Origin of the sequence: Streptomyces dysideae, from assembly GCF_001514305.1 — a bacterium.
GTDB lineage: Bacteria > Actinomycetota > Actinomycetes > Streptomycetales > Streptomycetaceae > Streptomyces > Streptomyces dysideae.
This window is the reverse complement of sequence record NZ_KQ949081.1, coordinates 235,326-252,094: the sequence shown is the minus strand read 5'-3', so window position 1 is coordinate 252,094 and position 16,769 is coordinate 235,326. Positions and strand designations below refer to the sequence as shown.

Annotated in this window: 16 protein-coding genes and 4 pseudogenes; 12 read left to right on the top strand and 8 right to left on the bottom strand. The window is 69.1% G+C overall.

Annotated elements, in window-relative coordinates; all coding sequences use genetic code 11:
- Positions 1-111: 111 nt before the first annotated feature.
- The 3 genes from AQJ91_RS14685 (at position 112) to AQJ91_RS14675 (ending at position 3,388) form a co-directional block, all read left to right on the top strand.
- Positions 112-1,464, top strand: coding sequence for an ABC transporter substrate-binding protein (locus tag AQJ91_RS14685; RefSeq protein WP_067020899.1), 1,353 nt, complete (start codon positions 112-114; stop codon positions 1,462-1,464).
- Positions 1,465-1,586: 122 nt separating this feature from the next.
- Entirely contained in the window at positions 1,587-2,528 is a 942-nt protein-coding gene (locus AQJ91_RS14680; protein WP_234382255.1) for a carbohydrate ABC transporter permease, read from the top strand.
- 2 nt (positions 2,529-2,530) lie between these two features.
- Positions 2,531-3,388: a carbohydrate ABC transporter permease gene (locus AQJ91_RS14675; RefSeq protein ID WP_079084912.1), complete on the top strand. Its 858-nt coding sequence runs from the start codon at positions 2,531-2,533 to the stop codon at positions 3,386-3,388.
- A gap of 63 nt (positions 3,389-3,451) precedes the next feature.
- On the opposite strand, the gene AQJ91_RS14670 is transcribed toward AQJ91_RS14675, so the two are convergent.
- Together AQJ91_RS14670 and AQJ91_RS14665 are read right to left on the bottom strand one after the other, a co-directional pair.
- Entirely contained in the window at positions 3,452-4,966 is a 1,515-nt protein-coding gene (locus AQJ91_RS14670) for a cellulase family glycosylhydrolase (RefSeq protein WP_067020891.1), read from the bottom strand.
- A 214-nt stretch (positions 4,967-5,180) separates the two neighbouring features.
- Positions 5,181-5,924 (bottom strand): annotated as a pseudogene (locus AQJ91_RS14665) (ABC transporter permease); the annotation flags it as partial.
- Between AQJ91_RS14665 and AQJ91_RS14660 the strand changes: the two are divergent.
- Together AQJ91_RS14660 and AQJ91_RS14655 are read left to right on the top strand one after the other, a co-directional pair.
- Positions 5,911-6,504: pseudogene (locus AQJ91_RS14660) on the top strand (TetR/AcrR family transcriptional regulator C-terminal domain-containing protein); the annotation flags it as partial. The pseudogenes AQJ91_RS14665 and AQJ91_RS14660 sit on opposite strands and share 14 nt — an antisense overlap.
- Positions 6,505-6,535: 31 nt before the next feature.
- Positions 6,536-6,967: a PPOX class F420-dependent oxidoreductase gene (locus AQJ91_RS14655; protein WP_067020883.1), complete on the top strand. Its 432-nt coding sequence runs from the start codon at positions 6,536-6,538 to the stop codon at positions 6,965-6,967.
- A gap of 13 nt (positions 6,968-6,980) precedes the next feature.
- Here AQJ91_RS14655 and AQJ91_RS14650 read toward each other — a convergent pair whose 3' ends face one another.
- On the bottom strand, positions 6,981-7,964 hold the full coding sequence (locus tag AQJ91_RS14650) for a hypothetical protein (RefSeq protein WP_067020880.1): 984 nt from the start codon (positions 7,962-7,964) through the stop codon (positions 6,981-6,983).
- A 122-nt stretch (positions 7,965-8,086) separates the two neighbouring features.
- Here AQJ91_RS14650 and AQJ91_RS14645 point away from each other — a divergent pair, with 122 nt between their 5' ends.
- The gene (locus AQJ91_RS14645) at positions 8,087-8,761 is read left to right on the top strand and encodes an SGNH/GDSL hydrolase family protein (RefSeq protein WP_067020877.1); all 675 of its coding nucleotides are present in this window, start codon (positions 8,087-8,089) and stop codon (positions 8,759-8,761) included.
- Here AQJ91_RS14645 and AQJ91_RS14640 read toward each other — a convergent pair.
- Positions 8,749-9,446: pseudogene (locus AQJ91_RS14640) on the bottom strand (aminoglycoside adenylyltransferase domain-containing protein). The gene AQJ91_RS14645 and the pseudogene AQJ91_RS14640 overlap by 13 nt on opposite strands.
- A 126-nt stretch (positions 9,447-9,572) precedes the next feature.
- On the opposite strand from AQJ91_RS14640, the gene AQJ91_RS14635 reads away from it, so the two are divergent.
- From AQJ91_RS14635 to AQJ91_RS14625, 3 genes are all read left to right on the top strand, one after another.
- Entirely contained in the window at positions 9,573-10,160 is a 588-nt protein-coding gene (locus tag AQJ91_RS14635) for a Uma2 family endonuclease (protein WP_067020874.1), read from the top strand.
- A 100-nt stretch (positions 10,161-10,260) separates the two neighbouring features.
- On the top strand, positions 10,261-10,596 hold the full coding sequence (locus AQJ91_RS14630; RefSeq protein WP_067020872.1) for a hypothetical protein: 336 nt from the start codon (positions 10,261-10,263) through the stop codon (positions 10,594-10,596).
- Between the two features lie 100 nt (positions 10,597-10,696).
- Positions 10,697-11,359, top strand: a complete 663-nt coding sequence (locus tag AQJ91_RS14625) for a maltokinase N-terminal cap-like domain-containing protein (protein WP_067020870.1) — start codon at positions 10,697-10,699, stop codon at positions 11,357-11,359.
- A 218-nt stretch (positions 11,360-11,577) separates the two neighbouring features.
- Here the strand turns inward: AQJ91_RS14625 and AQJ91_RS14620 are convergent, their stop codons facing one another.
- From AQJ91_RS14620 to AQJ91_RS14610, 3 genes are all read right to left on the bottom strand, one after another.
- Positions 11,578-12,456 carry a nuclear transport factor 2 family protein gene (locus tag AQJ91_RS14620; RefSeq protein WP_324618001.1) on the bottom strand — a complete coding sequence of 293 codons (879 nt, stop codon included), beginning with the start codon at positions 12,454-12,456 and terminating at the stop codon, positions 11,578-11,580.
- A 389-nt stretch (positions 12,457-12,845) separates the two neighbouring features.
- Positions 12,846-13,835 (bottom strand): aldo/keto reductase, encoded by a 990-nt coding sequence (locus AQJ91_RS14615; RefSeq protein ID WP_067020866.1) that lies wholly within the window; start codon positions 13,833-13,835, stop codon positions 12,846-12,848.
- A gap of 56 nt (positions 13,836-13,891) precedes the next feature.
- Positions 13,892-14,200 (bottom strand): helix-turn-helix domain-containing protein, encoded by a 309-nt coding sequence (locus AQJ91_RS14610; RefSeq protein ID WP_324618002.1) that lies wholly within the window; start codon positions 14,198-14,200, stop codon positions 13,892-13,894.
- 12 nt (positions 14,201-14,212) lie between these two features.
- Here AQJ91_RS14610 and AQJ91_RS49380 point away from each other — a divergent pair.
- Positions 14,213-14,487: pseudogene (locus AQJ91_RS49380) on the top strand (aldo/keto reductase); the annotation flags it as partial.
- A gap of 278 nt (positions 14,488-14,765) precedes the next feature.
- Positions 14,766-15,407 carry a hypothetical protein gene (locus AQJ91_RS14605; RefSeq protein ID WP_159054562.1) on the top strand — a complete coding sequence of 214 codons (642 nt, stop codon included), beginning with the start codon at positions 14,766-14,768 and terminating at the stop codon, positions 15,405-15,407.
- 191 nt (positions 15,408-15,598) lie between these two features.
- On the opposite strand, the gene thpR is transcribed toward AQJ91_RS14605, so the two are convergent.
- Positions 15,599-16,168, bottom strand: a complete 570-nt coding sequence (gene thpR / locus AQJ91_RS14600; RefSeq protein ID WP_067020861.1) for an RNA 2',3'-cyclic phosphodiesterase — start codon at positions 16,166-16,168, stop codon at positions 15,599-15,601.
- Between the two features lie 42 nt (positions 16,169-16,210).
- Here thpR and AQJ91_RS14595 point away from each other — a divergent pair, with 42 nt between their 5' ends.
- Positions 16,211-16,729, top strand: a complete 519-nt coding sequence (locus AQJ91_RS14595) for a GNAT family N-acetyltransferase (protein WP_067020860.1) — start codon at positions 16,211-16,213, stop codon at positions 16,727-16,729.
- The last annotated feature ends 40 nt before the right edge of the window (positions 16,730-16,769 follow it).

Sequence of the window (16,769 nt, the reverse complement as noted above, 5' to 3'; positions counted from 1 at the left end):
CACGCGGACCGCGGTAACCCCCCGCCCCCTCTGAGCCCCACACCCCCACACCCCCCGCCCCGGAAGCACCGCCGCACCTCGAACCCTCGCCACAGCACGGAGGCACAGACCATGAGCTCGACCAGCAGAAAGTACCGCCGCACCCGCCGGACAGCCGCTACGGGCCTGGCGCTCGCCCTGCCCCTTGCCACACTGGCCGCCTGTGGTGGGGGCGGCACCACCGATACCTCCGCGGAGGAGGGCAGCGGCAAGGGCACCATCAGCGTCTGGGCCCACCAGGGCCAGAAGAGCGAGGACGCCGCGGTGCAGGCCGCGGTGAAGTCCTTCAACTCCTCGCAGAGCGACATCAAGGTCGAGCTGAAGCTGATACCCGGCAACGACTACACCAAGACCATCACCGCCACCAACGCCTCCGAACTGCCGGACGTGATGGAGTTCGACGGCCCGACGATGGCGAACTTCGTCTACAACAAGAAGCTCGCGCCGATCGACGACTACGTCTCCGTCAAGACGATGGGCAACGCCACCGACGCGAGCAAGTCGCAGGGCGAGATCGGCGGCAAGCACTACGGCCTGGGCATGTACGACTCGGGTCTCGGGATCTACGGCAACAAGAAGCTGCTGGACGCGGCCGGGGTCAAGTACCCGACGAGCGTGGACGACGCCTGGACGGCCGAGGAGTTCACGGCCGCGCTCAAGGCGCTCAAGGGCAAGGACTCAGACGGCAAGACCCTCGACGTCCAGGAGAACAACGGCTTCGCCACCGAGTGGGGCACCTACGGCTTCGCCCCCGTCGTCTGGTCGGCCGGCGGCTCCCTGCTCAAGGGCGGCAAGGCGGAGGGCGCCCTCGACACCCCGGCCGCGGTCTCCGCGCTGAAGACCGTCCAGTCCTGGAAGACGTACGTCGACCCCAACACCGACGGCAACGCCTTCGCCAAGGGCCGCGTCGCCCTGAGCTGGGTCGGCCACTGGATGTACCCCACCTACAGCGAGGCCCTCGGTGACGACCTCGTCGTCCTGCCGCTGCCCGACTTCGGCAACGGCCCCAAGACCGGCCAGGGCTCCTGGGCCTGGGGCATCGGCGCCGACAGCAAGAACGCCAAGGCCGCCGGCACCTTCATGGACTACCTCCTCAACGACACCAACGTCACCGCGATGACGACCGCCAACGGCGCCCCGCCCGCCACGAAGTCGGCGCTCGCCGCGAGCCCCCTGTACAAGCAGGGCGGACCGCTCCAGCTCTTCTCCGACCAGCTCGCCAAGCCCTGCGGTGACAGCGACATCAACAAGACCTGCGTCGCCGTCACCCGCCCGGTGACCGCCGGATACCCCACCATCACCGCCAAGTTCGGCGAGGCCCTCAACTCGATCTACGGCGGCGCCGACCCCAAGGACGCCCTGTCCAAGGCCGCCCGCGCCATCGACCAGGACTTCTCCGACAACGCCGGCTACCAGATCCCGTAGGACCATCGGTCGAGGGGCGGGCCCCGCGCACACGGCGCCCGCCCCCGCCGGGAACAGGACCACCCGTGAAATCCGTCGAACCGGCGCCCGCCGCGCCCCACGCCCGGGAACAGGCTCCACCCGTGACCGCCGACGAACCCGCGCGCCCGGCGCGCTCCGTGCGCAAGAACCGCGACTGGTTGCACGGCCTGCTCATGTCCGCGCCCGCCGTCGTCGGGCTCATCGCCTTCGTCGGCATCCCGTTCGGCTATGCCGTCGTCCTCTCCTTCTACAACGTCCGCCTCGGCTCCCCGCTGGAGCCCACCTTCTTCGGCCTGGAGCAGTACCGGCGACTGTTCACCGACCCCGACCTGTCCGGGCCGTTCCTGCGGGCCCTGCTGAACAACCTGACGTTCGCGGTGGTCGTCGTACCGGTGCAGACGGGCCTCGCGCTCGGGCTGGCGATCCTGCTCAACCGCAAGCTCAAGGCGATCGGCGTGTTCCGGTCCCTCTTCTTCATGCCGGTCGTCTTCCCGATGGCGCTGGTCGCCGTGATCTGGCGGCTCATCCTGGCCCGCAGCGACCAGGGCATGCTCAACTCGGCCCTGGACGCGGTGAGTTTCGGCAACTGGGGTGCCTTCGACTGGCTCGGTGACTCCGCCACCGCGATGGCCTCGATCATCGTGCTGTCCATCTGGCAGGGCGTCGGCTTCCAGATGGTCATCCTGCTCGCCGGCCTCCAGCAGATCCCGGGCGAGCTCTACGAGGCCGCCTCCCTCGACCGCGCCGGCCGCTGGCAGCAGTTCCGAAACGTCACCCTGCCCGGCATCCGCGGCACCCTCGTGTTCGTCGCCATGCTGACGTCGGTGCTGTCCTTCCGGGTCTTCGACCAGGTCTACGTCCTCATCGACGGCGGCGGCCTGAACGAGGACGCCGCCCGCACCGTGATGTACCAGGCCGTCACGACCGCCTTCGACCAGAACAACGTCGGCCAGGCCGCCGCGATCACCGTCGTCTTCTTCCTGATCGTCGTCGCCCTGACCATCGTCCAGCGCCGCGTCGTCCGGCCCGACAACGAGGACTGACCATGAGCACGAACAACCCGGGCCTCACCCGCACGCCGCTGCGCCGCTTCCTCGACTACGCCGTCCTGTCCGTGCTGGCGTTCATCTTCGCGCTGCCCGTCCTCTACCTGTTCCTCGGCAGCCTCAAGCCGTCGGACGAAGTGCTCAACGGCCTGTCCGGCTTCCTCCCCACCCACCTCTCCTTCGACAACTACACGGCCGTCCTGGACAGCCTCAACTCCGACAGCACCGGCTACTTCTGGCGCTTCATGGGCGTCTCACTGCTGGTGGCGTTCGTGGTCGTCACCGGTGGCCTGTTCGTCAACTCCATGGCGGCGTACGGGCTGTCACGGCTGAAGTGGCGCGGCCGCAACGCCGTCTTCAGCCTCGTCCTGCTGCTGATGCTGGTGCCGTTCGAGTCGGTGGCCGTGCCGCTCTTCTACATGTTCAACGACCAGCGCAACACCCTCTACATCCTGGCGCTCCCGTTCATCGCCAACGCCTTCTCGGTCTACCAGTTCCACACCTTCTTCCGCTCGATCCCACCCAGCATCGAGGAAGCCGCCCGCATAGACGGCGCGGGCCCCTGGCGCACCTTCTTCGCGATCATCGTCCCGATGTCGAAGCCGGCCTTCGCCTCCGTGGCGATCCTGACCTTCCTCATCCAGTGGGGCTCGTTCCTGTGGCCGGTGCTGATGGTCTCCGACCCGTCGGTGCGACCGCTGCCGCTGGAGATGAGCGTCTTCCAGGCCCAGCTGCCGCCGGACTGGGGCCAGATCCTCGCCTTCGGTGTCCTCCTGGTCCTGCCCGTGCTGGTCGTCTTCGCGTTCTTCCAGCGCTGGTTCGTCCAGGGCGTCGCCAGCTCCGCGGTCAAGGGCTGAGCGTCCGCGACTGCCGGACGGGGCGCCCGGCGAGTACACCGGGCGCCCCGTCTCACCACACCGTCACGTCGCCGTACAGCTCACCGCCGGCACACCCCCGCCCCCAGGCGCGCCCCCGAACCCGAAGCTCGCCGAACCACCCGCCGCGACGGCCCCGTTGTGACCGGCGTCGGATGCGGTCACGGTCGACCCGGCCTGGGTGTACGACGCGTTCCACATACTGGTGACCTGCTGCGACCCGGGCCAGGTCCACGTCACCTTCCAGGACCTGAGCGGCGTCGTCCCGGTGTTGGTGACCTTCACCTCGGCGTTGAAGCCACCGCCCCAGTCGCTGCTGACGGTGTAGGCGGCGGTGCAGGCTGCCGTGCCGCCGGGACCGCCCGGGTCGGTGGGACCGCCCCCGCCGGCCGGAAAGCCCGGCGCCTTCACGCTCGCCAGGTACCCGTCCTTCACCGTGTCCACGGTCGACCAGTCGTCCTTCAGGATCCCGCCCGTGTCACCGGAGTTGGGGTTCCACGACCAGAACGTCCAGTGGAAGCTGTCCGCGCCGTACGCGTCCGTGGACCGCAGGTACGTCACCAGCGCGGCCAGCCACTTCTGGTCGACCGTGGACTGGAGCGTCGTACCGAACTCGCCGACCCACACCGGGGCGATGTTCTGCTTGAAGATGTAGCCCCAGTACTTGTCCCAGATGCCCGGCATGTTGTCCGGGAACGTGGGGTCACTGAACCAGCTCTGCTGGGCCACGCTCGTCGCGTAGTCGTGGGCGGAGTACACCAGCCGGTTCGGGACGTCCAACTGCACCGGATGATCCGCGACGCCCATCAGGTTGCCGCCCCACCAGCCCGAGACACCGTTGTACGTCTGCACGCCCTCGACGAAGATCAGCAGCTCGGGGTTGACGGACAGCACCGCGTTCCCCGCCCGCTGCGCCGCCAGGCGCCAGTCCCGCGCGGTGTCCCCGCAGCCCCAGCAGGCCGGATCGTGCGGCTCGTTGTGCAGGTCGATGCCTACGACCGTGGAGTTGCCGGCGTAACGCGTCGCCAGCGCCCTCAGGTTGGCGATCCACGTCGACTCCGGTACCGCCGACGTGTACCAGAGCGCCGACTGGCCGGCGGCGTCCGGGCGATGCCGGTCGAGGATGACCTTGAGGCCGCCCTGACCGGCGTACGCGACGATCCTGTCCAGGACCTGCAATGAATTCAGCCCCTGCAGGTCGGCGTTCTTCCCGCCGGAGAAGTCGATGCTGTCGGGGACGGTCGCGCTCTTGAAGATGTCGTCACTGAAGGGCAGGCGGATGGTGTTGTAGCCCAGCGTCTCCATCTGGTCGATCATGCTCTTGTAGTCGCGTGACCAGAGGCCGTGGACCACGTGGTTGCCGGTCTCGAAACCGAACCAGTTGATCCCGGCGATCCGGACCGGCTGCCCGGCCGCGTCCAGGATCTGGCGGCCGCTGGTGTGCCAGTACCCGGCGCCGGGCTCCGCCGCGTGGGCCGGCTGCGTACCGGCGGCGAGCCCCAGCGGCAGCACGAGCGCCGCCACGGCGGCGCACAGCGCTCTTCGTAAGCTGCGGAACATGTCGCTGCTTCCTCTCGGGAGGCGCGGGCCCGGAACGAGTGGGAGCGCTCCCACTCCCGCACCTCCCATGGAAGTCAGGTCGCAGTGAACACGTCAAGCATCCTGACGTCACCGGCTCAGCTTCTGGAACCTGCGCACCGCGAGCGGCAGGCTGCATCTTCTGGGGGCCGTGGCATCGGCGGCTCCGCCGCGGGCCCCCAGACCCCCAGCCGAATCAGCGGCTGAGCTTCCTGAATCGGCGCACCGCCAACGGCAGAAACGTCACCGTCAGGATCACCGGCCACACCCCGGCCATCAGCAGCGCGTGCTGCTCGACCCAGGAGTCCCCGCCACCCCCCGGCGTACCGAACAGGTCGCGGGTGGCGGCGGCGGTGGAGGAGATCGGGTTCCAGGCCGCCACCCAGCCCAGCCAGTCGGGCATCAGCTGCGGTGCGACGAGGATGCTGGAGATCATCGTCAGCGGGAACGCGACCGCGAACAGCCCGCCCGCCGCCTCCGGGTTGGGAACCAGCAGGCCGAGCCACACACCGATCCAGATCAGCGCGAACCGCAGCCACAGCAGCAGACCGAAGGCGGCGAGGAAGCCGAGGTCGCCGTCCGGGCGCCAGCCCATCGCGAACGCCGTCAGCATCATGATCGTCAACTCCGCGCAGGCGACCAGCAGATCGGTCACCCCACGCCCGGCGACCACCGCGGACGAGGCCATCGGCATGGAGCGGAACCGGTCGATGACGCCCTTGGTGGAGTCGTAGACGACGAGCGTGGCGGTGTTGATGAAGCCGAACGCCATGGTCATCACGAACATGCCCGGCATCAGGAAGTCCAGGTACTTCCCGCCGCCCGGGACCTTCATCGCACTGCCGAGGACATAGCCGTAGAGGAGCACCGAAAGGATCGGGAAGCCCAACTGCCGGGCGATGTTGACGGGTTGGCGCTGGTAGTGGGTGTCCATGCGCCGGGTCGCCGCCGAGCTCGGCACCGGCGCCATGTCGCTGTACCGCTACGTCCCCGGCAAGGGCGAGCTGCTCGACCTGATGCTGGACCGCGTCCAGAGCCCCTCCGAGAACCCGGCCGACCTCGGCGACGGCGGCTGGCGCTCCGCCCTGGAGGCCATGGGCCACGCGACCCTCGCCCTCTACCGCCGCCACCCCTGGCTGCTCCAGATCAACCAGTCCCGCCCGATCCTGGGCCCGAGCGCCCTCGACGGCATGGAGAAGATCCTCGCCCGGATCAAGCCGATGGGCCTGACCGACCCCGAGCTGGTCTCGGCGATCACCCTGATCGACAACTACGTCGTCGGCGCCGCCCGCACCCAGCTGTACCAGCGGGAGGCGGAGCGCCGGACGGGCCTGACGGACGCGGAGTTCTGGCAGGCGCAGACCCCGACCCTGGAGAAGGTCATGACGTCGGGCCGCTACCCCGTCCTGGCCTCCCTCGCAGAGGACACCTGGAGCACCGACTTCGACCACTTCGACTTCGGGCTGCAACGGATCCTGGACGGCCTGGAAGTACTGGTCAGGGAGCGCGGCAAAGGGTGACAAGCCGGTCGATCAGTGCCTGTATGGAGGGATGAGCACTCCACACACTCCACGTACTCCGCATACGAGCCCCGAGCTCACCCCCTTCATCAAGCAGTGGGCCGTCCTGCTCACCAGCCACAAGAGGGACGGCACAGGCGTCGGCACCCCCGTGAGCCTCGCCGTCGAGGGGGACCACGCGTACTTCCGCTCCCCGGGCAACGCCGGGAAGGTCAAGCGCCTGCGCAACAACCCCGAGGTGGAGCTCGCCCCCTCCACCGCGCGCGGCGCCCCGACCGGCCCCGAGATCCACGCGCGGGCGCGGCTGCTGGAGCACGGCAGCGCGGAGGACCGGCATGCGGCGCAGCTGCTGCGGCGCAAGCACCCGTTCCTGCAAGGGGTGTTGGTGCCGCTGACGCACAAGGCGATGCGGACGGGGACGAAGCACTACGAGGTACGCCCGCTGGAGGAGAAGCCCGAATAGGCCTCACCTCACCTCACCTCCGGCGCAGCAACCGCCGGAACCCGAACATGACGGCCGCCGCCACGGCAACGGCGATGGCACCGACCTTGAAGTTGCCGCCACCCCCGTCCGAGCCGGCGTCGCCGTCGTCGCCGTCGTCGCCGGAGGCCGAACTCCCGCCACCGGACGAGGACTTGTCACCGCCAGGCACATCTTCAGCGGTCACGGAGCTGCCCGAGCCCTCAGTCCCGTACAGGAGCCGGGTCCCGTCGGCGGAGTACGTGACGGACTCGCCCTGCCCCTGCAACGGCACGCCGAGCCGCCCGCCGCGCTTGATGTCGCCGCCGTTCCAGTCGTACCAGATGCCGCCGAAGTAGCCGCGTACGGCGAGCTGTTGGCCGTCCGGGGAGAAGGCGGCGTCGGTGGCCCAGAGGTCGACGGCGGCGGCGCGCTTGAAGACGTTGGTCCCGGAGGCGGAGAGCTGGGCGGGCGGCTCGTACAGATGCCCGCCGTCCTCCTGCTTGTCGATGATGTAGACGCGCCCGGTCTTCGGATGCACGACAAGTGACTCGGCGTCCCGGGGCCCGTCCTCGTACTTCACGACGTACTGCGTGGAGCGGATGGCCTGATCCTTCAGCGTCTTGGGCTCGGGCAACCGGTAAACCCACACATACGGCCACACGACACCATCGTTGTCACCGATGTCGCCGACGTAGAGCTGGTTGTCGGGGCCGAGGGCGATCGCCTCGATGTCGCGAGGTGTGCCGACGCCCGTCATGGTGATCGTCGCGACGGTCCTGCCGGTGCTGCTGTCGACGGCGTAGAGGTAGGCGCCCTCGTCCTGGTCGTTGTGGGTCCAGTAGATGCCGGGATGCTGACGCGAGGCCGCGAGCCCGCTGGACTCGGTGATACGCGGGTCCTCGATCGTGAACCCGTCGTCACCGTCGGCGGCGGAGGCGGGCACGGTGAACGCACCCACGAGCAGGATCCCGGCGAGAAGGGCGAACGGTCGGCGCATGCCCCCAGCCTGCCATCCCGCGGACTCTTCCACGGGGCCAGACCTTTTCACGGGCCAGACTTTTCACGGGGCGTGGCTGGACTCACACCCCGCCCGCCCCCACGATCATCCATGATGAGCGGATGCTCAGGTTCATGCCCGTCGGCGACTCCCAGACCATCGGAAGCGCGGGCGAACACACTTGGCGCTACCGGCTGTGGCAGCACCTGCGTGAGACGTACGGCGGCCCGTTCGCCCTGGTCGGCCCGCGCGAGACGCTCTACGACAAGGCGACCGAGGCCCCCACCTCCTACGAGTACGCCGACCCCGACTTCCCCAGCGCCCACCTCGCCGGCTGGGGCGAGGGCTGGCTGCACATGGCCCCGCTGATCGGCGAAGCGGTGCGCTCGTACCGGGCGGACGTGCTGCTGGTCTCCCTGGGCCTGATCGACCTGGGCTTCTACACGAACGCCGAACAGACCGCGGAGAACGTCCGGGCGTTCGTGGCGGAGGCGCGGGCGGCGAGGCCGCGGGTGCGCATCGTCGTCCTGCCGGTAATCCCGAATGTGCGGGCCGAGTCGGACGCGTCGTTCGCGGCGCAGGTCAGCCGCTTCAACGAGCTGCTGGCGAAGGCGGTCGCCGACCTGGACGAGCCGCGCTCACCGCTGCTGCTGGCGTCGCCGCCGTCCGCGTACGACATCCACCACGACACGTACGACGGGACGCATCCCAACGCGAGCGGCGAGCACAAGATCGCGGGCGCCTTCGCCGACGCGATGTACCAGGCGTGGGATGTCGGGGAGCCCTACGAGGCCTGATCCCTGATCGCCGCTACGAGGAAGTCGGCGCAGGGGCGTACGAGGGCCCGCAGTTGGCTCCAGTCCTCGGCCTCCTCCCCGGAACAGACGGCACGGGCGTGCGCGAGTACGGGCCGGTACTCGGTCGGGAGCCGCTCGCTCGCCCAGTCCACGGCGGCGTCCTTCGACCGGATGGCGCCGGTGACGAGGGTGGACCAGACGCGGGCGAGGGTGAGCAGGACGTTACGGGTGTCCCGGTCCAGCTCGTCGAGGAGCTGCGGTACGCCGGTGACGATGGCACTGCGGAGGTCCTCGTGGGGGACGGGGTCGAGGAGGTCGGCGGGCGGGGGGCCGTAGAGGGGTGCGTCCCCGTTCAGGGTCATGGTGAGGAGGGGGGCGAGGTCGGGGGCGGGCTCGGGGGAGGGGATGTGGCCGCGCTCGTACTCACCCCGTAGCCACTCGCGTAGAGAAAGTCGCAGGTGGGCGGGTAGCGCCAGGGGCGGATGTCCGGCTGGACCACGACGATCAGCTCGACGGGCCGGTTACCGTCGCCGCCGGAAACCCTCATCAACTCCCGTACCAGCAACCGGCGTTCATCGTCCGTCGTCGGCCGGCGTACGACGACCAGGATGTCGACGTCGCTGTGGGGGCGCAGGCCGCCGAGGGTGGCGGAGCCCTGGAAGTAGATGCCGAGGACGCGCCGGATGAGGGCGACGAGGGGTGGCGGGTGGGGGCTGGCATGTGGCTTTCCTCTCAGTGCCCTGGTCACCGTGCGTATCGTTGTACTGCGCGGCTGCACTGGTCCGAGGGGCAGCCGGGGAGGAGCGCCACGATGACCGTCGTAGACGACAGGATCGCCATGGCCGACGCCAATACCAAGCGCTTGGACGAGTGGTTCGAGCTACTTGAGCGGATGCCCGTCCCCGAAGGGATCAAGGTCGAGATCGTCGGGGGCAATGTCCATATGACGCCGCAGCGCGATACCCACTGGGAGATCATTCGCCGGATCGTACGGGTCGTCGAGGACAGGTTCGGGATGGACGTCAAGGTCTTCTCGGACGTACGCATCGACTTCCCCGGCCACCAGAACGGCTTCTGCCCGGACGTGGCCATGCTCAGCGCGTCTGCCACCAAGGACGACGAAGGCCGCTGGCGCCATGAGGACGTCGAGTTCATCGCCGAGGTCATCTCCCAGGGCACGGCTGCCAACGACTACGGCCCCAAGAAAACCGCGTACGCGGTCGCGGAAGTCCCCGTATACCTCATCGCCGACCCCTACCAGGGCAAGTGCCGTGTCTATACCCAGCCCAAGAACGGCGACTACACCTTCGAGGCAAAGGTCGACTTCGGCGGCGACATCAACCTCACCGACACCGTGCTCGACCTCACCCTCAAGACCGACAAGTTCCCCCGCGACTGACCCCGCCCGGCGCCGCGAAGCAACCGGCGGAAGGATCTAGGCTGCCCCTGACCACCACGGGCGACATGCCCGCGTCAATCAAAACAGGGGAGTCTCAGATATGCACGCACGCCGGATCCTCGCTGCGTCCATGATGTCCGCCGCCCTGGTCGGGACCGCGCTCATCGCCGGTACCCCCGCCATCGCCCAGACGAACGCGTCCGCGGCGAGCTGCACGGCACTGGCCCTCGAGACCGTGGTGATACGTGACCGGACGAGCCTCAACGGCACGGCCCTCGCCCAGCTCAACAAGGGGGAGACCGCGCCGTCGCCCTGCCAGATGTACTACGGCGGCTCGTACACCAAGTGCGGTATCACCAGCACCCGTTGGGTCAAGGTCACGAAGCACGGCGTCACCGGCTACGTGGTCGGCACCTGCGTGAAGCAGCCCGCCTGACCCGGACGACGCCCTCCCAGCCTCTCAGGGCAAGGCTTCTGAGAGGCTGGGAGGGCTGGATCAGGTCCATTCGCCGCCCGACGGAGGAGACCCCGCGCACATGGCCGTCATCCACCACACCACCGTCAAGCCGACCAAGCTGGAACTGCTCACTTCCTGGCTGCCCTCCCGCCCCTGGTACGAACGCGCCGCGGGCGCCCCTCAGTTGGCCAAGGCAGGCGGCTTCCGGCTGGACGACCCCGAGGGCGAGGTCGGCATCGAGTTCATGGTGGTCACCGACGACGACACCACCCCTCACCCGCCCGCCTACCTGGTACCGCTCACCTACCGCGGCGCCCCGCTCCCCGACGCGGAGCACGCCCTCCTCGGCACGATGGAGCACGGCGTACTGGGCAAGCGCTGGGCCTACGACGGCTGCCACGACCCGATCCTCCTCACCCAGTTGCTCGCCCTGATCGAGGGCCACACCCAGGCCCAGGCCCAGAGCCTCACCGACACGCCCGACGAGGAGGTCACCCGCGCCTACGCCGGTGCGGGATCCACTGCCGTGGCCTCAGACACCTCAGCCACCGACACCCAGGACGCCACGGAGCTCCTGACGCAGAACGGCGGCACCATCCGCCTCCACCGGGTACTACGCCCCACCACTCCCCTCCTCCCTCCCCAGGAAGCAATCGGCCACGTCACCGGCGCCTGGGCCCTGCCGGACGGCACCCGCGCCCACGCCTCGTTCGCCACCTTGCACCCAAGCCCCCCGGCCTGAGCGGGGGCCACGAGCAGTAATTGGAGGATTTGTTTCACCACCGTCCCTCCCCACCAGGGCCCTTCCGCTCCCGCCCTGACACAAATCCTCCAATTACCCCTGCCCACACGATGAGTGAGGCTGCCGCCAAGTTGCCTCGGCCGCCCGCCTTCCGGGCCGCTCGCTCGCTTCTCAGCCGTGCGGAGCGGGGGCGGCGAGTGCGTCCCAGAACTCGGCCTCTAGAACATCGTGTTGTCGTTCGCCGAAGTCTCCGGCACGTCCTGCAACACATCCCAGTGCTCGACGATCTTCCCGCCCCGCACCCGGAACAGGTCGACAATCGCCGTACCCCGCTCTCCCGGCGCATTCACATAGTGACTGTGCACGGCCACCAGGTCCCCCTCCGCAACGATCCGCTTGGGCGTGACCGTCAGCTTCGGGAACGCCTCGAAGTACGCCCCCAGCCCGGCCTTAACACCCTCAACCCCGTCGGCGATGGTCGGGTTGTGCTGGTGGTACTCGGGGCCGACGTACTTGTCGACGGCGGCCAGGTCCTTCTTCACCAGGAGCTGGTCGACGTACGCCGTGACGAGCCGCTTGTTGTACGCGGTCTGCCACCGCGGCCCCGGCGCCTCCGTCCGCGGCCAACTCTCCGTCGAGAACATGTCGTTGCCGTTGACGGACGTCTCCGGCACGTTCTGCCCGACATCCCAGTGCTCGGCGATCTTCCCGCCCTGGAAGCGGAAGATGTCGAAGACCGCGGAGCCCCGCGTGCCCGGCGTCATGACGACGTTGGAGTGGACCAGCACGAGGTCGCCCTCGGAGATGACCCGCTTGATGTCGTACCTGGCGTCCGGGAACTGCCGGGCGAGCGCGGCGCCCAGGTTCTTCAGGGTCTCCGCCCCGTCCGGCGCGACAGGGTTGTGCTGGATGTAGTCGGGACGCACATAGCGGTCGACGACCTCGGCGTCGCCCTCCTCGAACACGCCCTTGAGGACGCGGGTGACGACGCGCTTCTGGTACGCGAGGCGAGCGGAGTCGCCGTACCCGAAACCGAACCCGAACCCGGACCCGGCGTGGGAAACCTGGGAAACCGGCGCCGCAGAAGCAGCGGGCACGCCGGCCGCACCCGCCAGAACAACAGAAGCCGCAAGCGCGACAAGGGCCCTACGGCCATACGCGGTGGGGGTCACGATGCACTCTCTCCAGACGTTCCATGGATATTGAAAGTTCAAGCTAGCACTAACCACAGCACAGCACTTACCAGTAGTTAGTGTCAAGGCTCAAGTCGCTTGCCCAGAGCGCACTCCACGCCGCTGGCTAGGGAGTCATGAAGTACACGCAGCTCGGACGCACGGGGCTCAAGGATTTTGACGCCAGGTTGCACAGCAGCGCATCGCTGATGCTCACCGCTCCTGCGGACCCCGAGTGGAAACGACGAAGCCGCCGCCTCCAACTCGCATCGAACGCAAGCAGAAGGCGACGGCCCCCTCACAGACCCGCTACCTCACCATGCGAAGGCTTCGGGAGACGGTCCGGGACCGGGGAAGATCTCGTCCAGAGACGTCAGCAGTTCCTCGCTCAGTTCCAACTGCAGGGCGCGCAGCGCCGAGTCCAGCTGCTCCTGCGTGCGAGGGCCGACGATCGGGCCGGTGACGCCGGGGCGGGTCAGCAGCCAGGCGAGCGCCGCTTCACCGGGCTCCAGGCCGTGCTTGTCGAGGAGGTTCTCGTACGCCTGGATCTGCTCGCGTGTCTTGGTGTCCTTGAGCGCGTCGGCAGCGCGGCCGCTCGCCCGGCGCCCCTGTGTGGCCTCCTTCTTGAGGACGCCGCCGAGCAGTCCTCCGTGCAGCGGAGACCAGGGGATGACACCGAGGCCATAGTCCTGCGCGGCCGGGATGACCTCCATCTCGGCGCGGCGCTCAGCAAGGTTGTAGAGGCACTGCTCGCTGACCAGGCCCATGCGGCCGTGCCGGGCGGCGGTCTCGTTGGCCTGGGCGATCTTGTAGCCGGGGAAGTTGGAGGAGCCGACGTAGAGGATCTTGCCCTGCTGAACCAGGACGTCGATCGCCTGCCAGATCTCCTCGAACGGCGTCGACCGGTCGATGTGATGGAACTGGTAGATGTCGATGTAGTCGGTCTGCAGCCGCTTGAGGGAGGCGTCGACGGCCCGTCGGATGTTCACCGCGGAGAGCTTGTCGTGGTTAGGCCAGACGTCCCCGTCGCCCGCCATGTTCCCGTACACCTTGGTGGCGAGGACGACCTTGTCGCGCCGCCCGCCATCCTGGGCGAACCAAGTACCGATGATCTCCTCGGTGCGGCCCTTGTTCTCACCCCACCCATAGACGTTGGCCGTATCCAGAAAATTCAGACCCGCGTCGAGAGCGGCATCCATGATGCCGTGGCTGGTTGATTCGTCTGTCTGCGGACCGAAGTTCATCGTGCCGAGAACGAGTCGGCTGACCTTGAGTCCGGTGCGTCCGAGCTGGGTGTACTTCATGGGCCACAAGCCAACTGCTTCGAGTCCGCTCCAGGCAAGGGCATCAGGTTCCGCCGTCAGGAGTCGTCTCCGAGGTGCCGGTACAGCGTGGCCCGGGAGACGCCCAGAGCCTTGGCGATAGCACTGACGCTCTCTCCCTTCGCCTTCCTCGCACGGGCCACGGTCAGCACGTCCTCGTTCACGACGGACGGCCGCCCGCCGGTGTGCCCCTGCGCCTCGGCTGCGTCGAGTCCGGCGCGGGTGCGCTCCATGATGACGCTGCGCTCGAACTCCGCCATGGCTCCCACCACCTGGAGCATGAGACGGCCATCGGCCGCGCCGGGGTCGATGTTGGCCGGTGCACCCGTGAGCACCTTGAACCCGATGCTCCGCTCTCACGCGCCTCCGACACGCTCGCCGACCCCACCGCACGCGCCCAGATCCAGGCGTACGAGGCCTGCTCGACAAGCACGGCATCGAGCCCGGCGAGGCCGCCCTGGCCTGGCTGCTCACCCGCCCCGGCGTGACCGGCCCGATCGTCGGCCCGCGCACCGCCGAACAGCTCGACTCCGCGCTGCGCGCCATGGAACTGGAGCTCAGCGAGGACCTGTTGACCGGCCTGGACGAGATCTTCCCGGGCCCGGGGCCGTCGCCGGAGGCCTTCGCCTGGTGACGCCGTGGGACCAACCGATTCACCTGTTTGGCGGTGGCTCAGGTGTGGGTCGGGACGAGGTCACGGACGATCTTCGAAGAGGAGATCGACGTTCGTGACTCTCGTTCCCTCATCCTGCCGACCGGCGTCATCGTCCACGCGGACCCGGTCTTCGGCGATCCGTCCGACACGACACCCGGCAACGTGACTGTACGGTCCTCTGGCCGCTCGAAGACGCCCCCGCCGTCCTGCGCGCCTACCGGGACCACGCCGCTTCCGCACCGCCCGAGGTGGCCACCGTGGTGACGCTGCGCCGCGCGCCCGCCGCCCCCTTCCTGCCGGTCGAGACGCACGGCCGCCCGGTGTGCATGATCACCATGCTGGCACTGGCGGAGGGGGACACGGCGGAGCGGCTGCTGGCCCCGCTGCGCGCCCTCGGCCGCCCCCTGCTGGATCTGGTCCGCCTGCGCCCCTACACCGCGCTGCAGTCGATGACCGACACGGTCGTCCCGGCCGGCCGGCACTATTACTGGAAGTCGACCGGCCTGCGCGAGCTGGACGACGACGTGATCGACACCCTGACCGAACACGCCGCCCGGGCCCGTTCCCCGCGCAGCTACGCGATCCTCTTCCACCTCGGCGGCGCGGTCGCCGAGACCGACCCCGCCGCCACCGCCTTCGCCCACCGGGCCGTGCCCCACCACCTCAACGTCAACGCGGTCTGGCCGCCCCGGCAGGACGACTCCCTCGGCGCGGTCGAGCGGGCCTGGGCGCGGGACTACGTCGCCGCCCTCGCGCCGTACCAGGACGGGGTGTACGTCAACTTCCTCGACCGGGACGACCGGGCCCGGCTGTCGGAGGCGTTCGGCGCCACGGCCCGTGCCCGGCTGGCGGCACTGCGCCGCCGGCTCGATCCGGACGGGGTGTCCGGCGGCGCCTGACCGAGCCGCGCCCGCTCAGCTCACCTCACCTGCCGACCGCCGCCGCCAACGCCACCACGACGAACATCAGCACAAGCGCACCGGCCATGATCCGGTTCCGGGTTTTCGGGTCCACGCCCCGAGCCTAACCGGCCCGCCCCAGTCCCGTTCAGGCCCCACCCAGCGCCCAACCCCGCGCCCCTCCCAGCGGCTCACCCCGCGCCCAGCGGCCACCGCCCGACCGTCTCGTACCGCGGCTGCTCCCCCGGCACCCCGGACACCGGCAGATTGCTGCGCACCAGCACCAGCTCGTCCACCGTCCACGTACGGCTCGTGAAGACGTCGAGGGCGGCCAGATACTCCCGTACACCGACCGCCTCCCGGCTCCGCGCCACCGTCAGGTGGGCCTTGTACCGCCGGTGCTCCCCCATCGCCACGCCCGCCTTCCGCGCCGCCGCCTCACTGCGGTCGGCCAGCAGACCCAGGGTCGGCAGATCCCCGTCCGCGCCCACCCACAGGGCCCGCCCGTGCCCGAACTGGCCGCCGCCGCGCAACGCCAGCGGGAACGGCGGCGTACGGTGCGCGGCCCGCTCCAGCCTCGCCGACAGTTCCGGTACGAGATCGTCGTCGACCTCGCCGTAGAACGCGAGGGTGAAGTGCCAGCCGGGGCGGCCCGTCCAGCGGAGGCCGTCCGCGCGCGGTAGCGTCTTCAACTTCGCCACTTCGACGGCGAGTTCACGGCTCACGTCGCCGGGAGGCAGCACGGCTGTGAAGAGTCTCATGGGCGTCACCCTTCCAGGGAACGGTTCACCTAGGCTGCCTCCATGAAGATCACCATCAGAGAAGGCGGCCCCGACGACATCCCCGTGATACTCAGCATGCTCGACAGCTGCGTGGAGTGGCTCGTCGCGCAGGGCCGCACCGGTCAGTGGGGGACGAAGCCCCTGTCGGAGCACCAGAAGACGGTGGAGTCGGTCGCCGGGTACATGGACGAGGGCGACGTGTACATCGCCGAGGCCGACGGTGTGCCGGCCGCCACCCTCACCCTCACCGACTCACCCGGCGCCTACCTGTCCCAGCTCGCGCCGCCCGGCGAGCCCGAGCGGTACATCCACTGGCTCGCCTCCGACCGCCGCTTCAAGGGCCACGGCCTGGGCAGCGCCCTGCTCGCGCACGCCGCCGAGGAGACCAGGCGCGCGGGGGTATCCCTGCTGCGCGTCGACTGCTACGCCGGCGACGACGGCAAGCTCGTCCGCTACTACGAGAGCAACGGCTTCACCCGTACCGAGGCCTACACGGGGAAGGACGGCTGGCCGGGACGGGTCCTGGCCCGGAGGGTGTAAATCCCCCTCCGAGACCTCCAGAGACCTCCAGAGACCTCCA